Genomic DNA, 21948 nt, shown 5'->3' on the forward strand with positions numbered 1-21948 from the left:
ACGGACATGAGGAAATCTTACAGCAGGTTGCTGTAACTCATTGTCTGGCTGCGGCATCGTGCCAGACTTAACGAACCTCGTTCGCGGAACGATGCTGCATCTGCGATATTGGTTAACGGTGTTCCGAGGGTTAAGACACGCAGCGGGGTGTGCCGGGTTGCGGTTGCAGTGATCGAACTGAGTATGACGAAGGTGTAATCATCCAGTACAGTTCGACTCGCAGTGAGGACGAACGAACCCGTATGGGGATCGTCGTCCGGTTCCAGGAGTGTTCATGAGTCTTCGTATCGCAATGGTCGCTGCCTGTCCGTTTCCAGCGAGACGTGGCACGCCCTTGCGCATCGAACGGCTGTCCGAGGCCCTCACTGCGCTTGGTCACGACGTCGAGGTGATTACCTATCCTGTCGGCGAGGCAAGCAGTACGCCGCTGTTCCCGATTCACCGCGCAGGCGGCAAATTGCAGATCGGGACCATCGCACCCGGCCCAAATGTTGCGAAGCTGCTGCGCTACGATCCGATGCTCGCCCGCAAGATCGGGCAACTGATGTCGAGCAAGCCGTTCGATGTCATCCATGCGCACCACATCGAAGGTCTGCTGACGGCTTGGTGGGGGCGTGGGCGCGCCAGGGTGCCCCTGGTGTATGACGCGCATACAATGCTTGGCTCGGAACTGCCCTCTTACCGCGACGGCTTGATCGGCCGGCTGATGGGCAGTGCTGGGCGCTGGCTCGACTCGCGGCTTCCGCCGCTGGCCGACCATGTGGTCACGGTGACCTCCGACATTCGAGACAGGCTCCTCGAAAGCGGCCAGCTGACGCCGGACCGGATCACGGTGGCCATGAACGGGGTGGAACTCGGCCATTTCCACCGCGCCGTCGGCCAGATGCCCCTGGCGCCTGACCGCATCATCTACACCGGGACCCTTGCCGCCTATCAGGGCTTCGATCTGCTGTTGAGGGCTTTCGCCAAGGCCCATGCCATCCGGCCGACCATGCGGCTGGTCGTGGTCGCCAGCTCCACGTTCGACCGCTACGAGGATCTGGCCCGGGAACTCGGCATCCGCGACGCCATCGTGATCGAAGAGGACGTATTTGCCGGCCTGCCGGATCGGCTGGCCGAGGCAGCCATGGCCGTGATGCCACGCACAGTCTGCGACGGTATCCCGCAGAAGCTCCTGAACTACATGGCCGCCGGCAAGGCCATCGTCGCCTCGGCCGGATCTGCCAAGGTCATCAAGGACGGCGTCAACGGGCTCGTCGTTCCCAATGGCGACGTCGATGCCTTCGCTGCGGCGCTCCTGCGGCTTTCCGACGAGACGCGCCTCCGCCAGGAGCTTGGCCAAGCTGCATTCCGGTATGTCGACCGCGAATGCGCCTGGTCACGAACAGCGCAGATCTGCCAGGAAGTGTATGTCGGGCTGACTGGTGGCCGTCATGTCGTCAGGCAGGTCTGCGTAGCCGACAGCCCAGCCTGATTCTCGGCGTCCGGCGACCAGATCGCCGGCCCCTTACATCAGCCCCGATCGCTGGACCGCCGCATGGCACGCGCCTTGGACGCTTCGTCGACGCTCGCCCGCTCCGCCTCTTCAAGCCCTGTTGCCGACGTGGGCCCGTCCGGTGACCTGCAGGTCGACGCGATCAGCAGCCACGCCAAGTGGGGCACGGCCCAGGGCACCGGCGCCACGGTCACCTACAGTTTCGCGGAGTACGGCTCCAGCTGGGTCGAAGGCTACGCAGAGCCGGACAACGGCTTCCAGCCGCTGTCCCAGGGTCAGCGCACGGCCGTGCGCGCCGCGCTCGCAAGCTGGGAGAAGATCGGCAACATCGACTTCGTAGAGGTCCAGGAAACGGCGACATCGGATGGCGACATCCGTTTCGGGGTGTCGGACTTGCCGCTCACAGCGGAATCGCGGCTGCCGGGCCGCGCCCCGGATGCCGGGGACATCTGGCTGGGTTCGACCGATCATCAGCCGAGCAGCAATCTCGCCTCGGAGCAGGCCAAGTACGCGCCCGGTTCATACGAATACGCGGTGCTGGTTCATGAGATCGGCCACGCCATTGGGGCGAAGCATCCGCACGATCCGCTGGGCGGCACCACGATCTTGCCAGCTAGCGAGGACTGGCTGGGTGCGAGCGTGATGTCCTATCGCGACGTACCGTCGGATCCGGTCAGCAATGGCGCGTCCGCCAGCACCTACCCGAGCGGCCCCATGGCACTCGATGTCGACTGGATCCGCTCGGTCTATGGCGGATCCGCCAAAAGCAACCTCGCCGATACAGTCTATCGATGGGCTCCAGGTGAGGCGATCTTCGAGACGGTCGTTGACGACGGGGGAACCGACACGCTCGACTGGTCGAACCAGACGACCGCCGCACGGCTCGAGCTGAATGGCGGGTGGCAAGAGGTAGGTCCGTTCTATCGTTGGGATGGCGGGTCGCTGGCGACGACCCTCTTCCTCTACGGCAACAGCACCATCGAGAACGCCCGTGGCGGCAGCGGGAACGACCGGCTCCTAGGCAATGACAAGGCGAACCTGCTGATCGGAAATGGCGGTGACGACCGGCTGGCCGGCAGGGGCGGGGCCGACCGGCTGGAGGGAGGCGCTGGCAACGACACCTATGTGGCCGAGGCCGGCGTCGGTTCTGATGTCATCATCGACACGGGGGGAGTCGACCGGATCGAGTTCGGGCCGGAACTGGCATTCTTGGACCTTCTCTTCACGATCGATGGTCCCGATCTGCATGTCCGGTCGGCAGTCGGATCGACCGGGCTCGACCTGCTGCTGGCCAACCAGCTGGCGGGCAACGTCGTGGAGCAGTTGCAGTTCAGGGACGAGCCGTCCCTGTTCACCTGGAACGGCAGCAGGTTCTCCGCCGCCCCGGTGGCCGTGCAACCGTCGACCGAAGGCCCCGATCTGCTGATCCTCACGGACGGACCCGATACCATGTACGCCCTCGGTGGCGACGACGTGGTGTTCGGCAAGGCCGGCAACGACCTGATCGATGGCGGCAATGGCCGGGACTGGCTGGTCGGTGGACTGGGTGATGACCAGCTGGTGGGCGGCAACCGGGAGGACAAGCTGGATGGCGGCGAGGGCTCAGACCAGCTCTTCGGCGGCGCTGCCGCGGATGTGCTCCGAGGCGGTTCGGGCAACGACACCATCCAGGCGGGCGATGGCGACGACATCGTGTTCGGCGCCCCTGGCGACGACACGCTCTATGGTGGCGAGGGCGCCGACCGCAACCTCGTTGGCGGGCTTGGCGACGACACGATCTACGCTGGTGCCGACGACGACTCCGTCGACGGAGCCTCTGGCCGGGACGTGCTGGATGGTGGCGACGGCAACGACCAGGTGGTTGGCGGAGCCGGGGACGACGATCTGGGCGGCGCTGGCGGCGACGATGCGTTGCGCGGCGGGTTCGGCAATGATCAGCTGGATGGCGGCGTTGACCAGGACATCCTCGCCGGCGGGTTCGGCAACGACCTGCTGCTTGGTGGCGACGGCCAGGACACCGCTCTATTCAACGGCTCGATCGACCAGTACCAGTTCCGTGAACTCGCCAACGGGGACGTCGAGCTGCGCCACGTGCCGACTGCGGGGGTCTGGTACGGCCTGGACCAGTTGAGCCAGATCGAGCTGGTCAAGTTTGGCAACGCGGTGCCAATCGTCCTAGACTGAGCCGCGCGTTCTTGCGCCGAGCAGGCCCTGCGGCCGGAACAGCAGGACGATGCAAAGCGCCATTCCGATCGCCGCTACCTGAAGGGCCGCTGCCTGGGCCTTGCTTTCCGGCGGCACGAGCTGGTCGAGCAGCGCTCCAGATCCGGTCCAGATCGCCCACACGAGCACGGCACCCGTGATGGCGCCCTTGTGGCTGCCGGAACCGCCCACAACCAGCATCGCCCAGACCTGGAAGGTCAGGATGGGCAGGAAGTCTTCGGGTGCGACGAAGCCGATGAAATGGGCATACACGGCCCCGGCCAGCCCCATCACCATCGCACCGATGACGAAGGCCTCCAGGCGGAAGCGGAAGGCATGCTTGCCCAAGGCAGAGGCAGCCGTTTCGTCCTCCCGGATCGCCCGCAGCACGCGGCCCCAGGGACTGTCCGTCAGGGCGGCAAAGCCGCGCCAGACGAGCAGGACGAGGATGGCGACGAACAGGAGATAGAGAATATTCCAGGCTTGGCCACTACCGAGCGTGTCCTGGAACGGCCGTGGAATGAAGTTCATCCCGAACGGCCCGCCGGTCAGGACCTGCAGGTTCAGCGCCAGCAGCTGCAAGGTGACGGCGATCCCGAACGTGGTGATCGCGAGGTAGTCGTGGCGCAGCCGAAGGGCTGGTATGCCGACCAGCAGGGCGAAAAAGCCGGCCATCAGCATGGCGCCCAGCATGCCCACAGGGACAGGCAGGCCGAAGCCGCCGATACGGCCGGGATCGTCCGGCGTGGTCAGGATCCCGGTGGTATAGGCGCCCACGAGCACGAAGCCGGCGACACCCACGTTGAACAGCCCGGTGAACCCCCATTGCAGGTTCAGGCCCAGTGTGACGAGCGCATAGTAGAGCGCGATCACGGCGAAGAAGACGAGATAGGCGGACAGGCCACCCAGCAGGTCGAGCATCAGGCACGTTCCCCGAACAGCCCGCTCGGCCGGACCAGCAGGATCAGGATCAGCAGGATGAAGGCTACAGCCGCCCTGTACTCCGCACCCACCAGCGGAACGGCCAAGCTCTCGGCCAGCCCGACGATCAGGCCGCCCAGCACTGCGCCATAGAAAGAGCCGATCCCGCCCAGGATCGCTGCGGCGAACAGCGGGAGCAGCAGGTCGAAGCCCAGGGTCGGGCGGATCTGGACTGTCAGCCCCGAGCAGACGCCGGCCACTGCCGCCAGGGCCGCGCCCATCACCCAGGTCCAGCGCACCACGGCCGCCACGTCCAGGCCCGTGACGGTCGCCAGCTGCGGGTTGTACGCCACGGCACGCATCGCCCGGCCGAGTGTCGTGCGCGTGAGGAACAGGTGCATGCCCACCAGCAGTACGATCGCCAGGCCCAGGACCGCCAGCTGGTCGGGTGTGACGCGCGCGCCCCCCAGGACCGAGCGCGGCACCAGCGGCAGGGCGATCTGGATGTCGCGGCTGTAGTAGGCGGGTAGCCCGCCGAACATGAAGAACAGCAGGTTGCGCAGGGCCAGGGCCGCACCGAAGGAGGCGATGACCAGCGTAATGGCCGTACTCGTGCGGCCGAGCGTCGTGAACAGTAACCGGTCGAGCAGAAGGGCCAGTCCCGCTGTCAGACCCATGGAGACGGCCAGCGCGGCCAGAAGTGGCCAGCCGAACGAGAGGGGGCCGAACGTGGCATCGGAGAAAGCCTGGAAGTAGCCCAGCGCCACGAGGGCCATATAGGCGCCGAAGGTCAGGTACTCGCCATGGGCGAAGTTGGCGAAGCGCAGGATGGAATAGGTGAGCGTCACGCCGATGGCGCCGAGGCCGATGATCGAGCCGAGGATCAGGCCATCGGCCAGTTGTTGAAGGATCATGCCGCGGCACCGCCCAGGTACAAGGCTGCAAGGTCGCGCGAACCCCTCAGCTCGGCTGCCGGCGCTTCCAGCCGCTCCCTGCCTTCCACCAGCACGTAGGCACGGTCCGCCAGGGCCAGGGCCGCCTTCACATTCTGCTCGACCATCAGGATCGTGATGCCGGTGGCACGCACTTCGGCCAGCTTTTCGAACACCTGCGCGACCAGCTTCGGCGACAGGCCGGCCGACGGCTCGTCCAGCATGATCATGGCTGGCTCCACGAGCAGCGCCCGCGCCACCGCCAGCATCTGCCGCTGGCCGCCGGAGAGCCGACCGGCCAGGAGCGACCGCTGCCGGGCCAGGTCGGGGAACAGCGCGTACATGGCCTGCAGGCGGCATGACCGGGAGCGCCCGAGGAAGAACCCGGCGAGCTCCAGGTTCTCCGCGACGGTGAGGTTGGCGAACACGTTTTCGGTCTGCGGCACGAAGGCCAGACCCTCGCGGATCAGCCGGTGCGCCGGCACGTTTCGCATGTCGCGGCCCTGGAACCGGATGGCGCCGGAGACGACCGGGAGCAAGCCTGCGACCGCCTTGATGAGCGTGGACTTGCCGGCTCCGTTCGGTCCAAGGATGGCGACGATCTCGCCCGTCTCCACCCGCAGCGAAGCTCCCTTCACGATGGGTAGTCCAGGCTCATAGCCGGCGACGAGCTGCTCGACCGACAGCGCGCTCAATGCGCAGTTCCACCCAGATAAGCATCGATCACGCGGGCATCCCGTCGGATTTCTTCGCCACTGCCCTGCATCAGCAGCTTTCCCTGGGCCATGACCAGGATTGGCCGGCACAGAGACATCACGAGGTCCATGTCGTGCTCAATGATCAGGAACGTGACGCCACGGGCATTGAGCTCTCGGATCTTGTCCACGATCACCTTCATGAGCGGCGGTGCCACACCGGCACCGGGTTCGTCCAGCAGCACGAGCCTGGGGTCCACCATCATGACCCGCGCAAGCTCCAGCAGCTTGCGCTGTCCACCCGACAGCGTCCGCGCCGGCTGGTCCGCCATATGGTCCAAGCCGACGAAGCGAAGCCAGTCATGCGCCCGCGCGCGGACGTCCGACTCTTCCCGTGCCACGGCACGAGGGCTCGTCCAGACCCGCCAGAAACGTTCGCCCGACTGGCCCCCGGACGCGACCATGACGTTGTCGACGACGCTCATCGCCGGGAACGGTCGCGGGATCTGGAAGGTCCGCCCGATGCCGAGGCTGGTTCGCTCGTCCTGCCGACGCCGCTCGATACGCTGGCCATTCATGCTCAGGGTGCCGCTCGAAGGACCGTACATCCCTGCGATCAGGTTGAAGAGCGTGGTCTTTCCGGCACCGTTGGGCCCGATCAGGCCGGTGATGGTTCCTTGAGAAAGAGTGAACGAGATACCGTCGACGGCAGCGACGCCGCCGAATTTCTTTGTCAGTCCATGTACCTGAAGCAAGTCAGCTGCCCGAATTCTGCATGGTAGCGGCGCAACGCTGATTAGCGATCAGCACGGGCTGCGGCAACTTGAGATACTTGGGTGCACTGCAGCAAGGGAACTTGTGCTGCAGTGCACCCGGCGCCACACGGCTTTCACTTCAGTTTCTTTGTTTTGCGTAGGATATGTCACGCGACTGGCATGAAAAATTGCAGCGATCTGTTTATGCAGTGCTGCGTTGCAGCATGACGGGTAGTTCACGGCGCCGGTCGACCTTATCTTCGTGTTCGTTGGGTCCGACCAAGAGATCCGTTGATCGGGAAGGTCTGAAACAACCTGCCATCCTGTAGTGACGAAGTCGGCAGGCATGGCGTTCGAGTGGAGTGGAAGACTAAAATGGGTATCGTGCAGCAGCTTTTTGACAACCTTGCTGTCCAGTTTCGAGCCTACGAGACCCGGCGTTCGCTGGACCGCCTGAGCGACCGCAGCCTTGCTGACCTCGGCATGGAACGTGACCTCCTGCCTGAGATCGCGGCGCTGGCCGCTGCCCGCAACCGCGGGACCATCTCGCTGAGCGAGATCCGCCTGCTGGCCCAGGAGGCCGTCGACGCACGCATGGCCGAGCGTCAGGCCGTTGCCACGCCTTCGCCGCTGGCCGCCCTGCTCGGCACCCCCAAGGCCGCGCGTCTCGCTACCGTCGAGTAACATCAACTTCTTTGTTGGAAGCTGCACTAAGCACCTTCTGCCGACAGGATACTTCTCATGTTTGCGAACCTCACCGCGCTCGTCCGCTCGACCGATGCCTGGCGCCGGTTCGAGATCGCCCGCTTCCGCAAGGAGGCGCACGCCCGCGCCCGCGCCGAGCTGTTGAGCTACCGCCCGCACGAACTGGCGAGCGACCTCGGCATCTCCTCGGCTGACATCGACCAGTTGGCCTTGGACGAAGCCGACCGCCGCACCGGGCTGTTCGAGGCGCGCCTGCCGAAGCAGCAGCGCCCGCAGGGTCACGCCGTTGCTGGCCGCATGGGCATGGCCGGCGCCTGACCGCTCGCTCGACCTTACGCCGCGCGCGCAGGCATCATCTGCCGGCGCAATGGCGTAAGGTCGGACCAGTCGACCTGTGGCCAGTCCAGCGCCGGATGACGCAGCGTCTCCAGGAACTGGGCATGCTCAGGGTGGTCCGGTGATGCAATCAGGTGCTCGCGGAACGCCTGGGGCGTAAACGTGCCCCAGTTGCGGATCATATGGAAATGGATGCCATCCGCACCCAATCCACGCGCCAGCTCGGTCGCGGCGGGCATCTCCCGGTAGTTCAGTGCCTGAACCACGAAATCCAGGCGCCATTCCCTTACACCACCGCGGACGCGCAGCTTCGCCATGAACATCAGGTTCTCGCGCAGCCGCTCCCAACTGCCGAACTTGCGGATCACCGCGTAGGTATCCGACACGGCGGCGTCGACCGACACCCATAGCGCGTCGACACGACCTTCCAGGTCCAGCTCCTCCCAGGCACGCTCGTCGCAGAGCAGCCCGTTGGTCTGCAGCTGCAGCCGCAGGCGCGGATAGGACTGGCGGTCCAACCGCTTGAGCAGCCGACGGAAATGGGCGCTGGCGAACGGATCGCCGGACCCAGTCGCCTTCACGACCTGCGCGTCCTTCAGCAGCGGGAGAACGACGCGGTCGGCCACGTCGTCCAGCCGATCCCGCTCCTCCTGGTCAGCGACGATGCGCTCGCGTCGGCAGGACGGGCAGGCCAAGTTGCAGGACCGGTCGTAGTTCAGCAGCACGCGTGCCGGTCCATGGTCGACCTGCGTCCGCTTCTCCGCCATCACCGCCATCATCTCGGCGTTGCGCACGTCTTCGCGTCGCGGCAGCTTCTCCGCCGTGATGTGCGGGCAGTGCAGCCGCGAACACCAGGTGAAGCTGCCGTCCAGCACGGAGCTGCGGATGGCTTGGGCCGCCGCCGAGTTCCAGAAGGCGGCACCCCCGGCGCCATCGGCCATGCCGATCGGAACGGCCAGCCATGACGGGCAGCAGGCATGGCCGCTCAGGTCGGGCCGAAGCTCCAATTCCCGCCATGGCTTGGCGCAGAACCGCCCACGCGGGTCGACCGGGGCCGGTCCCTCGCCGGCTGCATGCCTCGCACGCAGGTACACGTCCTGCGCAGCCATGTCCCGCTGCTCACGCGCCAATGCCGCCAGCGCGTGCTCCATGCCCTTGCGAGCCTCTCCCGCCGCCAGCGCCCGCCGCGCGAGGATTACCAGCAGGACCCGCGGCAGTGGCTTGCCCGGTACCGGATGGGCTGCCGCCTCCTCCAGGAACGCCCACTCCGCAGGACCTATCTCCTGGTCCAGTTCGTCCTCGACCTCGGCAACGGCCGCGATGGGATCAGGAGGGACCACATCCGTCGACAAGGCCGGTGCAACGAACATCGAATGATCGATGGCCGCGGTGCGCTTGCGCAGGCGGACGAGGAGTTGGGTGAGGTCCATGAGCCCGATTGTGCCACGGCACGCGTGATAGCGGGAGGGACGGCGTGAGCCGTCTCACCCGCCAGTTCGGCACGGCATATGGGAGTGCAAGCTGCCGGTTGCGAGCCGGTCAGCTGAATCCGACGACCGCGTGCGGGACATAGGGTGCTTCCAGGGCTGCGATCTCCTCCGCATTGAGCCGGAGCTGCAGGGCTGCCACCGCATCATCCAGGTGGTTCGGCTTCGTGGCGCCGATGATCGGCGTCGTCCGTGGCTTCTGCAGGACCCAGGCGAGCGCCACCTGGGCCCGCGGCACGCCGCGCTTCTCGGCAATCGCGGCCACGGCCTGGACTACCTTCTGGTCCGCCTCGGCGGAGGCCGCATAGAGCGTCCCACCGAACTCGTCGGTCTCCGAGCGCGCAGTCGATGCGGCCCAGTCGCGTGTCAGCCGGCCTCGGGCCAGCGGGCTCCAGGGCATCAGCCCGATGCCTTCGGCCGCGCAGAGCGGCAGCATTTCCCGCTCTTCCTCGCGGTACAGCAGGTTGACGTAGTTCTGCATGGTGACGAAGCGCGCAAAGCCATGCCGCTCCGACGTGTAGAGCATCTTGGCGAACTGCCAGGCATACATGGAGGATGCGCCGATATAGCGGGCCTTGCCGGCGCGGACGACGTCGTTCAGCGCCTCCAGCGTCTCCTCGATCGGGGTATGGTAGTCGAAGCGGTGGATCTGGTAGAGATCGACATAGTCCGTGCCCAGCCGCTTCAGGCTCTTGTCGATCTCGGACAGGATCGCCTTGCGGGACAGGCCCGCACCGTTCGGGCCTGGATGCATCCGGCCGTGGACCTTGGTCGCGAGCACGATCTCGTCGCGCCTGGCGAAATCCTTCAAGGCGCGGCCCACGATCTCCTCGCTGGTGCCGGCCGAATAGACGTTCGCCGTGTCGAAGAAGTTGAAGCCGAGCTCGATGGCCTTGCGGATGAATCCGCGACTCTCCTCTTCAGGCAGCGTCCAGGCATGGGAGCCCTGGTTGGGATCGCCATAGCTCATGCAGCCCAGGCACAGGCGCGACACATCCAGGCCGGTGCGGCCAAGCTTCACATAGTCCATCGTGGCGATACTCCGTCAGCCCTGCATGAATGCGGCGAAGGCATCCTTGTAGTCGGGATGCCAGCGGGACAAGGCCGGACGATCCTTGATCAGGTCCTCGGCCGCCCACTGCATCCGCCGCTCGTCCATCTCGCGGGTGGTCTCGTTGTCCTGGCAGAACAGGTAGAACCTGCCCGTCCCAAGGCCGTCGATCAACACGTCGATCACCTGGTCGGGCGTCCAGGCACCCGGCGGCTTCGGCGTGTCGTCGGTCTTGCCGGGCGAGGTAATGCCGGTGAAGGTGAAGCCGGGAATCAGCAGGTGAGCGGTCATCTGGCCGCCCTCGATCTGCCGCAGCTCATGCGCCAACTGCTCGGTGACTACCTTCACCCCGGCCTTGGACACATTGTACGCGGCGTTGCCCGGAGGCATGGTGATGCCCTGCTTGGAGCCGGTCACCACGACCGCACCAGGGCGCCCGTGCCGGATCATGTCGGGCACGAACAGCTGCAGGCCGTGGATGACCCCGAACAGGTTGACCTCGAGCAGCTTGCGCCACTGCGGATAGTCCTGCCATGCCCCGGCACCCTTGCCGATCGCGGCGTTGTTCATCAGCACCGCGACATCGCCGAACGTCCGGTCCACTGCCTCCTTCAGGCGCTCGACATCCTCGAAGCGAGCGACGTCGGTCGGTACTGCAAGCACATCGTTCGCACCGCCGGCGGCGATCTTCTCGACCTGCGTCCGCGCATGGGTAAGTTGGCCCTCGTCCACATCAGCCATGCATACCCTCATGCCAAGCTGTGCGAAGCGGCGGCAGGCTGCGAGGCCGATGCCGCCGGCCGCGCCGGTGACGACGGCGACGCGGCCCGGTACGAGCGCGGGGTGGCTCATCGATCTCTCCGTCTGGATGGGCAGGTGGATCGGCTGCGAGGAAATCTTCAACCAGTCGGCAGCCAGATTTCCAGCGTGCCCGGCTGGGGCTTCGGGCTGAAATGGGTGAAGTCTGCCGGGCGTCCATAGGCGCCCCGAAGATAGGGAGGCAGGATCCGGCTGCTGAGCTGAACGAGCTGGTTCGCGTCCGCCCGGTTCTCCTCGAAGAAATAGCGCACGCTCGGCTGCCCGATCTGGAACGGCACCCGGCGGATCGCCACCAGCGGGTAGTTTCGCGCGCGCAGCAATGTCGCCAGCCGCTCGGCCCGCTCGGCGGAGACGCCATCAACCCCTGAGTAATGGATGAAGACGCGCGGTTCCGACGGCAAGCCCGGCAGTTCGGCCGGTACGGTCGGCTCGACGGGCTGCGGGACCACCTCGACCCGGAGCAACTCGTCGTCAGGCGTGCCACTGGCACGCGGCGCTGGCGGTTCGGGTGGCCTTGGTAGATCCGCCATCAGCTGGGCCGGATCGGGAGGCAAGGGTGCCGGTGCTTCGAGGGCCTGGAGCCTCACCGGGAAGCGCGGTGCCGGAAGTGGGGCGCTATCTGCCTGGGCATCGAGAATCGGAAGGTCCGGGGCCGGTCGGATGCGCGGCTCCTGCGGTACCGCGGGCATGATCTCCGCAACGGGTACTCGCTGGACCGGAGCGACATCGCGGTAGCCATTCTGGGAAACGTTGAGCGACGCATAGCCGATGGCCGACAGCATCAGGACCATGAAGGCGCCGAACCAGATCCAACGCGGCGGCACCGAGAGCCTCCACCTTGTTGGATGCTCGTCCCAGTCCTCTGCATCCTCGAAGCTGTCGTGGTCCTCGCTCGAGCCGCGCATGACCGGGATCACGCCAGGGATCCGATCGGGCGGCACGAACTCCCGCGCCTCCCGGCGGGCCTCGCCGAATACCCAGTCCTCCAGGTTCGCCTGGCCAGGCGGGTAGGTCTGCAGCCTGCTGGCCAGCGCCGAGAGCACCGGCGGCCGCAACCGTGCTGCCAGCTGCTCGTCGTCCAGCCAGTGGGCGAGCATGAGCTCGATCCGGTCGCCGTAGCGCAGATCCAGTTCGGCAGGCGTGATCGCTACGTGCAGATCACCATTCCCATGTCCAGCCTGATACATGTCCGCTGCCCCAGGTAGCCGGCGAATTCCAACTACCGCTCGCGTCGTGGAGCGGCCGCCTTTCCCACTTGTACCATCTGACAGGCTGGTTCGGACGCACCACGGCAGGAGCTATAACATGCTTCAGGCGCGATTCATTCCCAGGATAGCATCAAAATTTCTGGCGAGGCGATGGGCCAGGGCGGCGGTGGGGATGTTGGTGTTGGCGATCGTGACATAGGGCATGATCGAGGCATCCGCGACCATCAGCCCCTCGAGCCCGTGGACCCGCCCGTACACGTCCACGACCGCGCCGGCCGACGGATCCCGGCCGATCGAGCAGGTCGATGCCGGGTGGTAGTAATGCTGGTGCTCAATCTGGATCCAGTCCTGGATCGCCTGGCCCTTGGTCCCGATCCCGGGTGTCCGCTCCTCCAGTTCCGTGGCAAACGGCGCGAAGCTGGTGATGCGGCGTGCTTCCTCCACACCCCAGGTCAGGGCCTGCACGTCCATCCGTTCCAAATCGGTGACGTGGCTGTGCTCGATGGCGAAGTGCAGGCTGCCGTCCTTGCGCACCGGGCGGACCTGGCCGCGCGAGAGCGGGGTGAGCAGGGCCACGTAGACCTGCCAGTACCAGTTGGCCAAGTCGGGCGTGCGCCCGCCCACCGAGAAGATGTGCATGTCGAACAGGTCGCGCGCGAACGGCGAGCGCACCTTGACGATGGTGCCCTCGTCATAGTTCAGGCGCAGCTTCTCGTGCGCCTGGGTCCGGCCAATCAGCTGGCCCTTGGCCTGGTAGTTCAGGACCACCGCCGGATGGTCCTGCAGGTTGCGGCCGACCCCCGGCAGGTCGTGGCGCAGCTCGATGCCGGCTTCCTTCAGCGTCGCCGGATCACCGATGCCCGAGCGCAGCATCAGCATGGGCGATCCATAGGCGCCGGAAGCCAGCACCACCATGTCGCCCGAAAGCTTGTGGGCCTCGCCCATCTTGAAGCCGCGCACGCCGGTCACTCTCCTGCCGTCCATCAGCAGCTCGGTGACCTCGAAATTGGCCTCGATCGAGAAATTGTCCTGGCCGCGTACCGGGTCGACGAAGCCGAAGGCGGCGTTCCAGCGGATGCCGCCCTTCTTGTTCATCGGGCAGATCGAGACGCCGATGCCCTCGTCGATGTCGTTGATGTTGTTGGAATGCGGCAGGCCCGCGGCGATGGCCGCATGGTAGAAGTCCTGCTGGTAGGGCGAGAACTCCTCGAACGGTAGCGTGCGCACGTTCAGCGCCTCGTCGACCGCGGCGAAGTCTTCCAGGAACTCGTCCGGGTTCCAGAAATCGGCGCCGCCCGCCTTCGACCATTTCTCGAAGTCGCTGCGGATGCCGCGCACCGCAGCGCAGCCATTGTGCGCCGAGCAGCCGCCCATGATCTTGGCGCGCTCCAGCTTGTAGGAGCGGTCCGACCCGGGGTCCTGGTTCTCCAGGCCCCAGTCATAGGTGGTCGGGATGCGGCGCGAATCGAGCATCTCGAAGGGCCAGCCATGCCCGTCGAACGGCCCGAAGTCCGGCCCCGCCTCCACCAGCACGACCTCGTGCTGTCCTTCCTTCGCCAGCCGCCCCGCGAAAGTGGCGCCGCCGGTACCAGCCCCTACGACGATCACGCGCATGCTTCCCTCTCTCCCTTCCATCCGGGTCGACCGCCTGTCCGTTCTGGATCATTCGCGGTGACCGAAGCTCACGATCCGGTAGCGCATCAGCAGGTACATGACGGTGAAGGCGGCCAGCACCACGCCGTTCACCAAGGCCGCCAGCGCGAACAGCTCGCCGCCCAGGCCGAAGCGCAGCGAGCCCCAGGCGATGGTCGGCAGGGTCGGGATGGCGCCCAGGTTGTAGAACGAGATCTCGAGATTGTTGAACGCGAGGATGAAGCTGACCACGAAGGCGCCAAACATGGCGGGCCAGATCAGCGGCAGGGTGATCTCGAAGAAGCAGCGCAGCGGCCTGGCGCCGAACACCATCGCGGCATCGTCCAGCCGCCAGTCGTAGCGGGAGAGCTGCGCCAGCATGATCAGGAAGGCGAACGAGGTGCAGTGGACCGCGTTGCCGATCATGGCCGAGCCCATGTTGCCCGGCAGGTTCAGGATCTGGCGGTTGAACAGCAGGTTGGAGATGCCGACCAGCAGGTCCGCCACGAAGAGCGGGCAGAGATAGATGATCACCATCAGCGCCCGCCAGCGCGAGCGGTACTTCAGCACGGCGATGCTGCCGAGCGTCGCGAACAGCGTGCAGATCACGGCACTGCCAAGGCCCAGCAGGATGCTGTTGACCAAGCCTTCCTGGTAGGTCCGGTCCGCCGCCAGGTCCGCATAATGGGTCAGCGTCCAACTGGGCGGGAACGGCCAGTTCAGGTCCTTCTGGAAGGACGTGTAGATGACGTAGGCGATGGGCGCATAGAGGAAGACATAGAGCGTCACGAGCAGCAGGGCACCGCCGCTCCTGGCCGCCAGGTCGCCGAGACCGCGCACACGCATTAGCCCTCCATGCCGGTAAAGCCGCTGCGGCGCAGATTCACGGTGCGCCACATCAGATAGATCACGAGCGAGGAGGCCGCGAACAGGACGATGCCCATGGCGGAGCCAAGCGCCCAGGTGCCGCTCTCGCCAAACTGCATGGACAGGACTTGGCCGAAGGAGGCGGCATTCGGCCCGCCGAGGAAGCGGGACGTGATCGAATCGCCCAGAGCCGGCACGAAGACCAGGATCAAGCCGATCACAGTACCGATCCAGTTGAGCGGCAAGGTGATCTCGATGAACGCCCGCCAGGCCCGTGCTCCGTTGATCTTGGCAACTTCGAGCAACTCGAAGTCGAAGTTCAGGAGCGACAGGTAAATCGCGGTGACCATGAACGGGATGAACAGATAGGCGATGCCGATCCCCGATGCAGTCTGCGTGTACATCAGGATCTCGACCGGCGGGATGCCGAAATTCATCAGGCCCATGTTGATGAGGCCGACCGGGCCCATGATGCCCTGGATGCCGGAGATGCGCAGGATCACGCCGGTGAAGAAGGGGGCGGCCACCGCGAGGCTCAGCAGGAGGCGATAGCGCCCGCCATGCTTGGCCATGAAGTAGGCGATGGGCCAGGAGTAGATCAGCGCGAACAGGGAGACCGCCACCGCGGTCAGCACCGAGCGCAGGAGAAAGGTCAGGTAGGTCGGCGTGGAGAAGATCGTGAAGTAGTTCTGCAGGTTCCAGTCGGGGATCAGGTTGTAGCTCTCGGTCCGCCAGAACGAGAAGACCAGGATCGACACCATCGGCAGGATCAGAAAGGTCACGACGAACAGCGCGCCGGGCAGCGCCATCAGGAGGAAGCGGGCCTGTGGGCTGAGTTGCCCGCGCGAGGTGCGGACGTCGGAAGCCAAGGTTGTCAACCTCCCGTCACGGGGAAGCACTGACCGGCTGCAGGCGACCAGACAACATGCACCGGATCTCCGCGGCCGATCCGCGGCAGCGACACGGCATCGGTGATCGTCAGCTCCGCGCCGTTCTGGAGCTTCGCCAAGTAGTCGGCCGTCGGTCCCTTGAAGATCACGTCCTGCAGCGTCCCGGGCAGCCGGTTGCCGGGCAGAGCCGGACCGGGATCGTCCGGTCCGGCGAGCGACAGGTTCTCGCACTTCACGAAATAGTCGACAGCGCTCCCGGCCGACGCGCTGGCAGGTCGCGGAACGATGATCTCGACGCCGTTCCAGTCCAGCCAGGCCATCTCGCCGTCGACCCTGATGAGCCTGCCCCGCATGCGGTTCGAGTGACCGACGAATGCCGCGACGAACGGGCTCTGTGGGTGAGTGTAGACCTCCAGCTTGGGCGCCACCTGCTCGAACCGGCCGTGAGACATCACGGCGATCCGGTCGCTCATCGTGAGCGCTTCTTCCTGGTTGTGGGTGACGTAGATGAACGGGGTGGTCAGCTCGACCTGATAGCGACGGACCTCCACCTCCATTTCCTTGCGGAGTTCACGGTCGAGGTTGGCGAGGGGCTCGTCCAGCAGGAGCAGGGCAGGTTCCGAGATCAGGCCGCGCGCCAGGGCCACACGCTGCTGCTGGCCGCCGGACAACTGGTTGGGGTAGCGCTCGGCCAGGCCTTCCAGCCGCAGGAGCTTCAACGCCCAGTCGAGCCGCTCGCGCTGCCGGTCCTTCGGCACGCCCTGCATGCGCAGGGGAAACACGACATTCTCGCCGACGGTCTTGTGCGGGAACAGCAGGAAGTTCTGGAAGACCATGCCGACCCGGCGCGCATAGGGCGGCAGGGTCGTCACGTCCTGGCCGTTGATCAGCACACGTCCCGAATCAGGCAGTTCCAGGCCGGCGATGATCCGGAGCAACGTGGTCTTCCCGGAGCCGCTCGGCCCCAGCAGCGCGAAGAACTCGCCCTGCGCGACCTTGAGCGACAGATTGTCGGCAGCGGTGACGCTGCCGAACCGCTTCGTCACCCCTTCGAGTTCGAGCACAAAATCGGCCATGACCTACCCGTCGATCAGGAAACGAGCGTGGATGCGGCTAGGCCGGCTCAGGCCGCTTCGACCTCGGACCAGACACGCTCCCACTTCTCCGGCGAGGATGGCTGGTCGAACATGTGCAGCCCGCGCAGTTCCACGGTCCGATCGAGCATGAGCAGCGCCACTTCCTCGGGCGGCATCATGTCCCGGACGTCGTAGCAAGGAGCCACGCCCTTCGAGCCCACCCGGAACATGCTCTCCTTGGAGATGTAGTGGTTGATCCAGGCATGGCAGAGGTCGACATGCGCAGGATCCGTAACGCCCGAGCTGATCTGCCAGCTGTCGATCCAGCCGAGGCCGCCTTCCTTGGGCTGCAGCGTGTGCACGACGTCGAAGTCGATCTCGCCAGCACGGCGCGCGCGGGTAAGGCGGCGGTAGATCTCGGAAAACTCCGGCGACGCCCAGACCAGGCCCGGCCGCATCAGCTTCTGCAGCGAATCGTAGTCCTGGTAACGGGTGACCAGCAGGGCCTTCTGCTTGATCAGCAGCTGCTTGGCCGCCTCCAGCTCCTCGTCGGTCAGCTTGTACGGGTTGAACGGCTGCCCGTCGGGGCGCGGCTTGTCCTTCGTACCCATCTGCGTGCAGGCCATGATGCCGGCCATCGCGATGTTCTCTTCGAAGCGGGCGCCGGTCGCGAGGTGGCCCGCATATTTCTCGTCGAACATCACCTGGAGCGAATCCCGCTCCTCCTCGGGGATGTGCGCGGTATTCATGGTGATGCCGTAGCTGCCCCAGCAATTGTGCGCACCGATGAGTTGGCCGCCTGGCTTGTCGAGCAGGAGGTCGTAAGCGCCAGGCTTGAAGTCGGCGAACAGGTTGGCGAGGTTGGGGAGCTTCGCCTCGTCGAGCGGCTGAATCAGGCCATCGCGCAGGTACAAGCGCGGCCAGAAACCATCCGCCATCACCAGGTCGAAATCGCCGGTGCCGCCGGCCTTCATCTTGTTAAAGGCCTCAGAATTGCCGTCGAAGAAGGCGGGCGACACGGTGGCGCCGAACTTGGCTTCGAACTCCTGCACCGTCTCCGCGATATTGTAGTCCTGCCAGATGAGCATGCGCAGGTTGCCGCCCGCAGCATGCGCCCGGCGCACATAGGGGGCCGCGATGACGGCACCAGCCGCAGCGCCGGCCGCCAGCGCCGACCGGCGCGACAGCTTCCTTCCGAGGAGAGTCCCAGGCTCGACGTTCGACATCAGCGTTCCCCCATTATGCAGTTGGGCTCGCGCGATCGGCTTGAGGGCGATCGTCCGGCGTCTTCACATCCAAAGCATCGTCGAAAGTGCATCTAGGATTGACGTGGTTCTTCGCGCTGCACAATTGGGTAAATCACAGCTATCCGGTTATTCACGCGTCCGTGGAACGGGCATGGCGCGCTGCCATCTCGCGTCGCAGGACATCACGCTGCACCGGCTTCTCCAGGATCGGCACGTCCCCGCCGGCGGCCGGGCCGCTCAGGCGGGCACCCAGCACGTCGCCGGTCATCAGGATCAACCGCTGGACGAGTTCCGGCCGGTGCTCCTCCAGTTCGCGCAAGAGGGCGGCGCCATCCAGGTCGGGCATGCGGAGGTCGCTGAGGATCAGGTCGAAGCTTTCGGTCCTCAGCCGCTCCAATGCCTGCCGCCCGCTCGTCACCGCGACCGCCTCATGCCCGTCCCGCTCCAGCGTCTCGACCAGCATCTCCAGGATGTCCTCCTCGTCATCGACCACGAGAATCCGGACACTGCCTCGGGATACTGCCGGAAGCTCTCCGGGCAGACCCTCCTTCATGTCCACAGGTGCCGGCGGCAGCGAGATCAGGATGGATGCGCCCGGTCCCGGGCGATCCAGGATCTCCATGCTGCCCTGGTGGGCTAGGATGATGCCGCGCGAAACCGACAAGCCGATCCCTGTTCCGAGCCCGACCGGCTTGGTCGTGAAGAACGGTTCGAAGACCCGCGCCCGGATCTCCGGTGGAATGCCTGGGCCGGTGTCGGCCACTTCCAGCTCGATGCGACCGTGCGCCTGCCGCGTGGAGATCCTGATGATCCGTGGAGGCGGCATGTCCTGCATGGCCTGCTGCGCGTTCACCAGTAGGTTGGTCACGACCTAGTGGAGCTGATCTGCGTCGCCCCAAATCGCAGGAAGGTCGGGCTCGAGATGCTCGTCGACCATTACCTCGGCGGTACGGAGCGCATAGGCGACGATGCCCAAGGCTGCGGCGACGATGTCGTTCAGCTGCACGGCCCCCGGCTTGCGGGGCTCGCTGCGTGCCATTGAGAGGAAGGTCCGCACGATCCTGGCACAGCGTTCGGCGGCGACATGGATCTTCTCGGCCCGTACACGCGTGCGCTCGTCCAGCGCCAACTCGCGGATCATCTCGGCGTGACCGACGACGATCGAGAGCGGGTTGTTCAGCTCATGGGCCACGCCGGCAAGGAGCGATCCCAGCGCGCCCAGCTTCTCGGCCTGATGCAGCGCATTCCGCTGGCGCGCCAGCTCCTCCTCGGTCCTTCGGCGCTCGGTGATATCGCTGCCGACGGTCTGGTAGCCGAGCAGCTTGCCAGCGCGGTCGAACAGGGCGCGATTGGTCCAGAAGTACCAGCGCATGCTGCCGTCCGGCAGGATCTTGTATCCCTCGCCGTTCACGATAGGCAGGTCCGGCGTCAGCCCGAGCAGGTCCGAGCGCAGCTTCTCACGGTCCTCTTCCGGTACACTCGCAAACAGATCTGTGCCGATCAACTCGTCCGGCGTGACCCCGAAGATGCGGGCGCTCGCCTCGTTGCAGAACACCATCCTGAAATCGGCATCGAACCGGGCAATCGCCTCGGTCTGATCCTCGACGATTGCCCGGAGGCGAGCTTCGCTCTCCTGCAGTGCCAGTTCCGCGCGCTTGCGTGCGCTGATGTCGGTCGTCACGAGCACACGGCCCCCGTCAGCCATGCGGTGCTCCCGCAGCCGCATCCAGCGCCCATCAGCCAGGTGGTACTCATGATCGCTCTGGTCCGAGGATCGCAGCGCCAGCCGGCGCTGGGCGAAGTCCTGTCCCATGTCCGGATGATAGACCGGCCCGCGTGCGACCCCTTCCTTGATCCAGTCGTCGAACCGTTTGCCCAGGGCCAGCACGCTGCGCAAAGGGTCCGCCAAGTGCTCGGGATAGCGCTTGTTGAAGAATCGGATCCTGTCCTCCGCGTCGGTGATCAGCAGCCCGTCCGGCATGCTGTTCGCCGCAGCCAGGAACTGCACTTCCGAACGCTCCAGGCGCTGCCGATAGCGGCGTTCGCGGTCGAACGAACGTGTCACCTCCTCCGCCCAAGGCCGCCACATCATTGGCAGGCGCGATGCATCGGAAGCCTCTCCGAAAGCGGTCTTCTCGATATGGTCGACCAAACCGATGGCCGGCCGGATGAACTGTTGTCGCAGCAGCAGATGGATGATCGCAAAGGCCAGCACCACCGCGCCGATGACCGCGGCGTAGGGTACAAAACGGGGCAACAGCAGTGCGGTGAGTTCCTCTCCGGGGACGAGGACAAGAATCTTCCAGGGAGCATTGCGCAGCCGTTCGGTTCTTGCCTCGAAGCCGCCGAAGCTGCGAAAGCCGATGCCGGAGCGCAGAAGATCGCTCGCAGGCACGCCCAGTTCTTTGGGCACCTGCTCCGCTAGTGGCCGCACACCCATGTCCGCAGGGTTCTCAGAACGTGTCGCAGCCAGGACGTTCCCGTACTCGTCGACGACGTAGGCCCGCCCGGCCGGGAGCGGCAGCTGCTCCAGCGTCTCGGTCAGGAAATGCAGCAGGATGTCCGTGCCGACGACGCCGCTGAAACGGTCTCCAGCATAGACGGGCGCCGCATGGCTGACCATCCAGCCCGCCCCTGCTGCATCTTCGTAGGCCGTGGTCCAGTAGGCTTGCCGCGCGGCGTTGCGGACCGGCGTGCCGAGCACGAACACGTCATAGCTGAGCCATTCCTGGATGGCACTTCGCAGGTCGCGGCTGCGCACGGACGCCATGACCGTATCCGCTGGCTCGAACGGAAAGATCGAGATGAAATTGCCGGAGGCAGCGAAATAGTAGCTCCAACGCAGATAGGGCGTGACGAGGTGCTCCAGCCGCATCGGCTCGAACAGGTCCATCGTCATGTCGAGCTCGCCGGGCGGGGCGCTGGCCATGGCTTCGTTCGTCACGATGATGTTGCCGATGGCGCCGGCCCCCGCCATTCCCTCGGCCGGGTTCATCACGAACGCGCTCAGCTTCCCGTCAGTTGTTTGCAGTGTTCCCGGCGCAAGATAAGCGCGAAGTGGAGACGGCTGGAGCGTCACGGCACCGGTAAGTCTGGTTTCTGCCATCTGGCGCAGCGTCGTGACATGGTCGTTCGCCGACTTGATCCGGATGTCCAGCTCCATCCGCTGCTCGTCCTGGGCCTGCGCCAGCTCGGCCAGGATCGCCGTGCGCTGCGCATGGAACTGCGTCAGCCCCACCGCCACCACCAGGGCCAGCAGCGGGATGCCGATCAGGGCCATCAGAACGAGATATCGCCGCTCCAGATGCGCTCCTCGCTGCGCCGCCATCGGCGTCGTCTCCAGGCACTGGCGAAAAGTGCTCGACTGAGGACATCCGGGAAAAGGAAGGTCAAGACTTCCACATCACGCGATTGCCGGTCCGTGTCGAGAAACGGAGGGCTGTTCCGTCATTTCATTACTTCAGCAGGGCCATGACCGTGACGGCGGCGAGGCAACGAGGCTGGATCGTCGTGAAGCGGTGGGGCGGATAGCAGCCGGGAACGGGCACGGACCAGCGCAGCGCGCCTTCAGGAAGCTTCAAGCTGCGATGTACGGCCGATACCGTGTTGCTGTAGAAAAATCCTACCACG

The 21948-nt window shown here is 65.6% G+C and carries 19 protein-coding genes; 4 read left to right on the plus strand and 15 right to left on the minus strand.

Annotation, left to right across the window (positions count from 1 at the left end; translation table 11 throughout):
• The first annotated feature begins 274 nt into the window (after positions 1-274).
• Both VHL31_RS25005 and VHL31_RS25010 read left to right on the plus strand, forming a co-directional pair.
• Positions 275-1474, plus strand: a complete 1200-nt coding sequence (locus tag VHL31_RS25005) for a glycosyltransferase family 4 protein (RefSeq protein WP_329663974.1) — start codon at positions 275-277, stop codon at positions 1472-1474.
• 63 nt (positions 1475-1537) lie between these two features.
• Complete coding sequence (locus VHL31_RS25010; protein ID WP_329663975.1) at positions 1538-3679, plus strand: M10 family metallopeptidase; 2142 nt, start codon at positions 1538-1540, stop codon at positions 3677-3679.
• Here the strand turns inward: VHL31_RS25010 and VHL31_RS25015 are convergent.
• From VHL31_RS25015 to VHL31_RS25030, 4 genes are read right to left on the minus strand one after another with little or no spacing between them, the layout of a single operon-like run.
• Positions 3671-4618, minus strand: coding sequence for a branched-chain amino acid ABC transporter permease (locus VHL31_RS25015; RefSeq protein ID WP_329663976.1), 948 nt, complete (start codon positions 4616-4618; stop codon positions 3671-3673). The genes VHL31_RS25010 and VHL31_RS25015 overlap by 9 nt on opposite strands.
• The gene (locus VHL31_RS25020) at positions 4618-5532 is read right to left on the minus strand and encodes a branched-chain amino acid ABC transporter permease (protein WP_329663977.1); all 915 of its coding nucleotides are present in this window, start codon (positions 5530-5532) and stop codon (positions 4618-4620) included. The genes VHL31_RS25015 and VHL31_RS25020 overlap by 1 nt, the downstream gene beginning before the upstream one ends.
• Positions 5529-6245 (minus strand): ABC transporter ATP-binding protein, encoded by a 717-nt coding sequence (locus VHL31_RS25025; protein ID WP_329663978.1) that lies wholly within the window; start codon positions 6243-6245, stop codon positions 5529-5531. The genes VHL31_RS25020 and VHL31_RS25025 overlap by 4 nt, the downstream gene beginning before the upstream one ends.
• On the minus strand, positions 6242-7000 hold the full coding sequence (locus tag VHL31_RS25030; protein WP_329663979.1) for an ABC transporter ATP-binding protein: 759 nt from the start codon (positions 6998-7000) through the stop codon (positions 6242-6244). Before VHL31_RS25030 ends, VHL31_RS25025 begins: the two co-directional genes overlap by 4 nt.
• 375 nt (positions 7001-7375) lie before the next feature.
• On the opposite strand from VHL31_RS25030, the gene VHL31_RS25035 reads away from it, so the two are divergent.
• Both VHL31_RS25035 and VHL31_RS25040 read left to right on the plus strand, forming a co-directional pair.
• Entirely contained in the window at positions 7376-7684 is a 309-nt protein-coding gene (locus VHL31_RS25035; RefSeq protein WP_329663980.1) for a DUF1127 domain-containing protein, read from the plus strand.
• Between the two features lie 57 nt (positions 7685-7741).
• Positions 7742-8023, plus strand: coding sequence for a hypothetical protein (locus tag VHL31_RS25040; protein WP_329663981.1), 282 nt, complete (start codon positions 7742-7744; stop codon positions 8021-8023).
• Positions 8024-8037: 14 nt separating this feature from the next.
• Here VHL31_RS25040 and VHL31_RS25045 read toward each other — a convergent pair whose 3' ends face one another.
• The 11 genes from VHL31_RS25045 to VHL31_RS25095 form a co-directional block, all read right to left on the minus strand.
• Positions 8038-9471 (minus strand): radical SAM protein, encoded by a 1434-nt coding sequence (locus VHL31_RS25045; RefSeq protein ID WP_329663982.1) that lies wholly within the window; start codon positions 9469-9471, stop codon positions 8038-8040.
• 109 nt (positions 9472-9580) lie between these two features.
• Complete coding sequence (locus VHL31_RS25050) at positions 9581-10558, minus strand: aldo/keto reductase (RefSeq protein WP_329663983.1); 978 nt, start codon at positions 10556-10558, stop codon at positions 9581-9583.
• Positions 10559-10573: 15 nt separating this feature from the next.
• The gene (locus VHL31_RS25055; RefSeq protein ID WP_329663984.1) at positions 10574-11431 is read right to left on the minus strand and encodes an SDR family NAD(P)-dependent oxidoreductase; all 858 of its coding nucleotides are present in this window, start codon (positions 11429-11431) and stop codon (positions 10574-10576) included.
• A gap of 47 nt (positions 11432-11478) precedes the next feature.
• The gene (locus tag VHL31_RS25060; RefSeq protein WP_329663985.1) at positions 11479-12585 is read right to left on the minus strand and encodes a hypothetical protein; all 1107 of its coding nucleotides are present in this window, start codon (positions 12583-12585) and stop codon (positions 11479-11481) included.
• Positions 12586-12708: 123 nt separating this feature from the next.
• Positions 12709-14220, minus strand: coding sequence for a GMC family oxidoreductase (locus VHL31_RS25065; RefSeq protein ID WP_329663986.1), 1512 nt, complete (start codon positions 14218-14220; stop codon positions 12709-12711).
• Between the two features lie 48 nt (positions 14221-14268).
• Complete coding sequence (locus tag VHL31_RS25070; protein ID WP_329663987.1) at positions 14269-15084, minus strand: hypothetical protein; 816 nt, start codon at positions 15082-15084, stop codon at positions 14269-14271.
• Positions 15084-15974 carry an ABC transporter permease gene (locus tag VHL31_RS25075; protein ID WP_329663988.1) on the minus strand — a complete coding sequence of 297 codons (891 nt, stop codon included), beginning with the start codon at positions 15972-15974 and terminating at the stop codon, positions 15084-15086. The genes VHL31_RS25070 and VHL31_RS25075 overlap by 1 nt, the downstream gene beginning before the upstream one ends.
• Before the next feature lie 5 nt (positions 15975-15979).
• On the minus strand, positions 15980-17071 hold the full coding sequence (locus tag VHL31_RS25080; RefSeq protein WP_329663989.1) for an ABC transporter ATP-binding protein: 1092 nt from the start codon (positions 17069-17071) through the stop codon (positions 15980-15982).
• Between the two features lie 47 nt (positions 17072-17118).
• Positions 17119-18297 carry an ABC transporter substrate-binding protein gene (locus tag VHL31_RS25085; RefSeq protein ID WP_329663990.1) on the minus strand — a complete coding sequence of 393 codons (1179 nt, stop codon included), beginning with the start codon at positions 18295-18297 and terminating at the stop codon, positions 17119-17121.
• 151 nt (positions 18298-18448) lie between these two features.
• Complete coding sequence (locus VHL31_RS25090; RefSeq protein ID WP_329663991.1) at positions 18449-19186, minus strand: ATP-binding protein; 738 nt, start codon at positions 19184-19186, stop codon at positions 18449-18451.
• 3 nt (positions 19187-19189) lie between these two features.
• Complete coding sequence (locus tag VHL31_RS25095) at positions 19190-21646, minus strand: PAS domain S-box protein (RefSeq protein WP_329663992.1); 2457 nt, start codon at positions 21644-21646, stop codon at positions 19190-19192.
• Positions 21647-21948 lie beyond the last annotated feature (302 nt).

The organism is Geminicoccus sp., from assembly GCF_036263595.1.
Classification (GTDB): domain Bacteria; phylum Pseudomonadota; class Alphaproteobacteria; order Geminicoccales; family Geminicoccaceae; genus Geminicoccus.

Excerpts from the sequence above, each read along its gene's own strand:
- VHL31_RS25005 (WP_329663974.1), top strand. The coding sequence starts at position 275 with ATGAGTCTTCGTATCGCAATGGTCGCTGCCTGTCCGTTTCCAGCGAGA.
- VHL31_RS25010 (WP_329663975.1), top strand. The coding sequence starts at position 1,538 with ATGGCACGCGCCTTGGACGCTTCGTCGACGCTCGCCCGCTCCGCCTCT.
- VHL31_RS25015 (WP_329663976.1), bottom strand. The coding sequence starts at position 4,618 with ATGCTCGACCTGCTGGGTGGCCTGTCCGCCTATCTCGTCTTCTTCGCC.
- VHL31_RS25020 (WP_329663977.1), bottom strand. The coding sequence starts at position 5,532 with ATGATCCTTCAACAACTGGCCGATGGCCTGATCCTCGGCTCGATCATC.
- VHL31_RS25035 (WP_329663980.1), top strand. The coding sequence starts at position 7,376 with ATGGGTATCGTGCAGCAGCTTTTTGACAACCTTGCTGTCCAGTTTCGA.
- VHL31_RS25040 (WP_329663981.1), top strand. The coding sequence starts at position 7,742 with ATGTTTGCGAACCTCACCGCGCTCGTCCGCTCGACCGATGCCTGGCGC.
- VHL31_RS25045 (WP_329663982.1), bottom strand. The coding sequence starts at position 9,471 with ATGGACCTCACCCAACTCCTCGTCCGCCTGCGCAAGCGCACCGCGGCC.
- VHL31_RS25050 (WP_329663983.1), bottom strand. The coding sequence starts at position 10,558 with ATGGACTATGTGAAGCTTGGCCGCACCGGCCTGGATGTGTCGCGCCTG.
- VHL31_RS25055 (WP_329663984.1), bottom strand. The coding sequence starts at position 11,431 with ATGAGCCACCCCGCGCTCGTACCGGGCCGCGTCGCCGTCGTCACCGGC.
- VHL31_RS25060 (WP_329663985.1), bottom strand. The coding sequence starts at position 12,585 with ATGTATCAGGCTGGACATGGGAATGGTGATCTGCACGTAGCGATCACG.
- VHL31_RS25065 (WP_329663986.1), bottom strand. The coding sequence starts at position 14,220 with ATGCGCGTGATCGTCGTAGGGGCTGGTACCGGCGGCGCCACTTTCGCG.
- VHL31_RS25070 (WP_329663987.1), bottom strand. The coding sequence starts at position 15,084 with ATGCGTGTGCGCGGTCTCGGCGACCTGGCGGCCAGGAGCGGCGGTGCC.
- VHL31_RS25080 (WP_329663989.1), bottom strand. The coding sequence starts at position 17,071 with ATGGCCGATTTTGTGCTCGAACTCGAAGGGGTGACGAAGCGGTTCGGC.
- VHL31_RS25085 (WP_329663990.1), bottom strand. The coding sequence starts at position 18,297 with ATGTCGAACGTCGAGCCTGGGACTCTCCTCGGAAGGAAGCTGTCGCGC.
- VHL31_RS25095 (WP_329663992.1), bottom strand. The coding sequence starts at position 21,646 with ATGGCGGCGCAGCGAGGAGCGCATCTGGAGCGGCGATATCTCGTTCTG.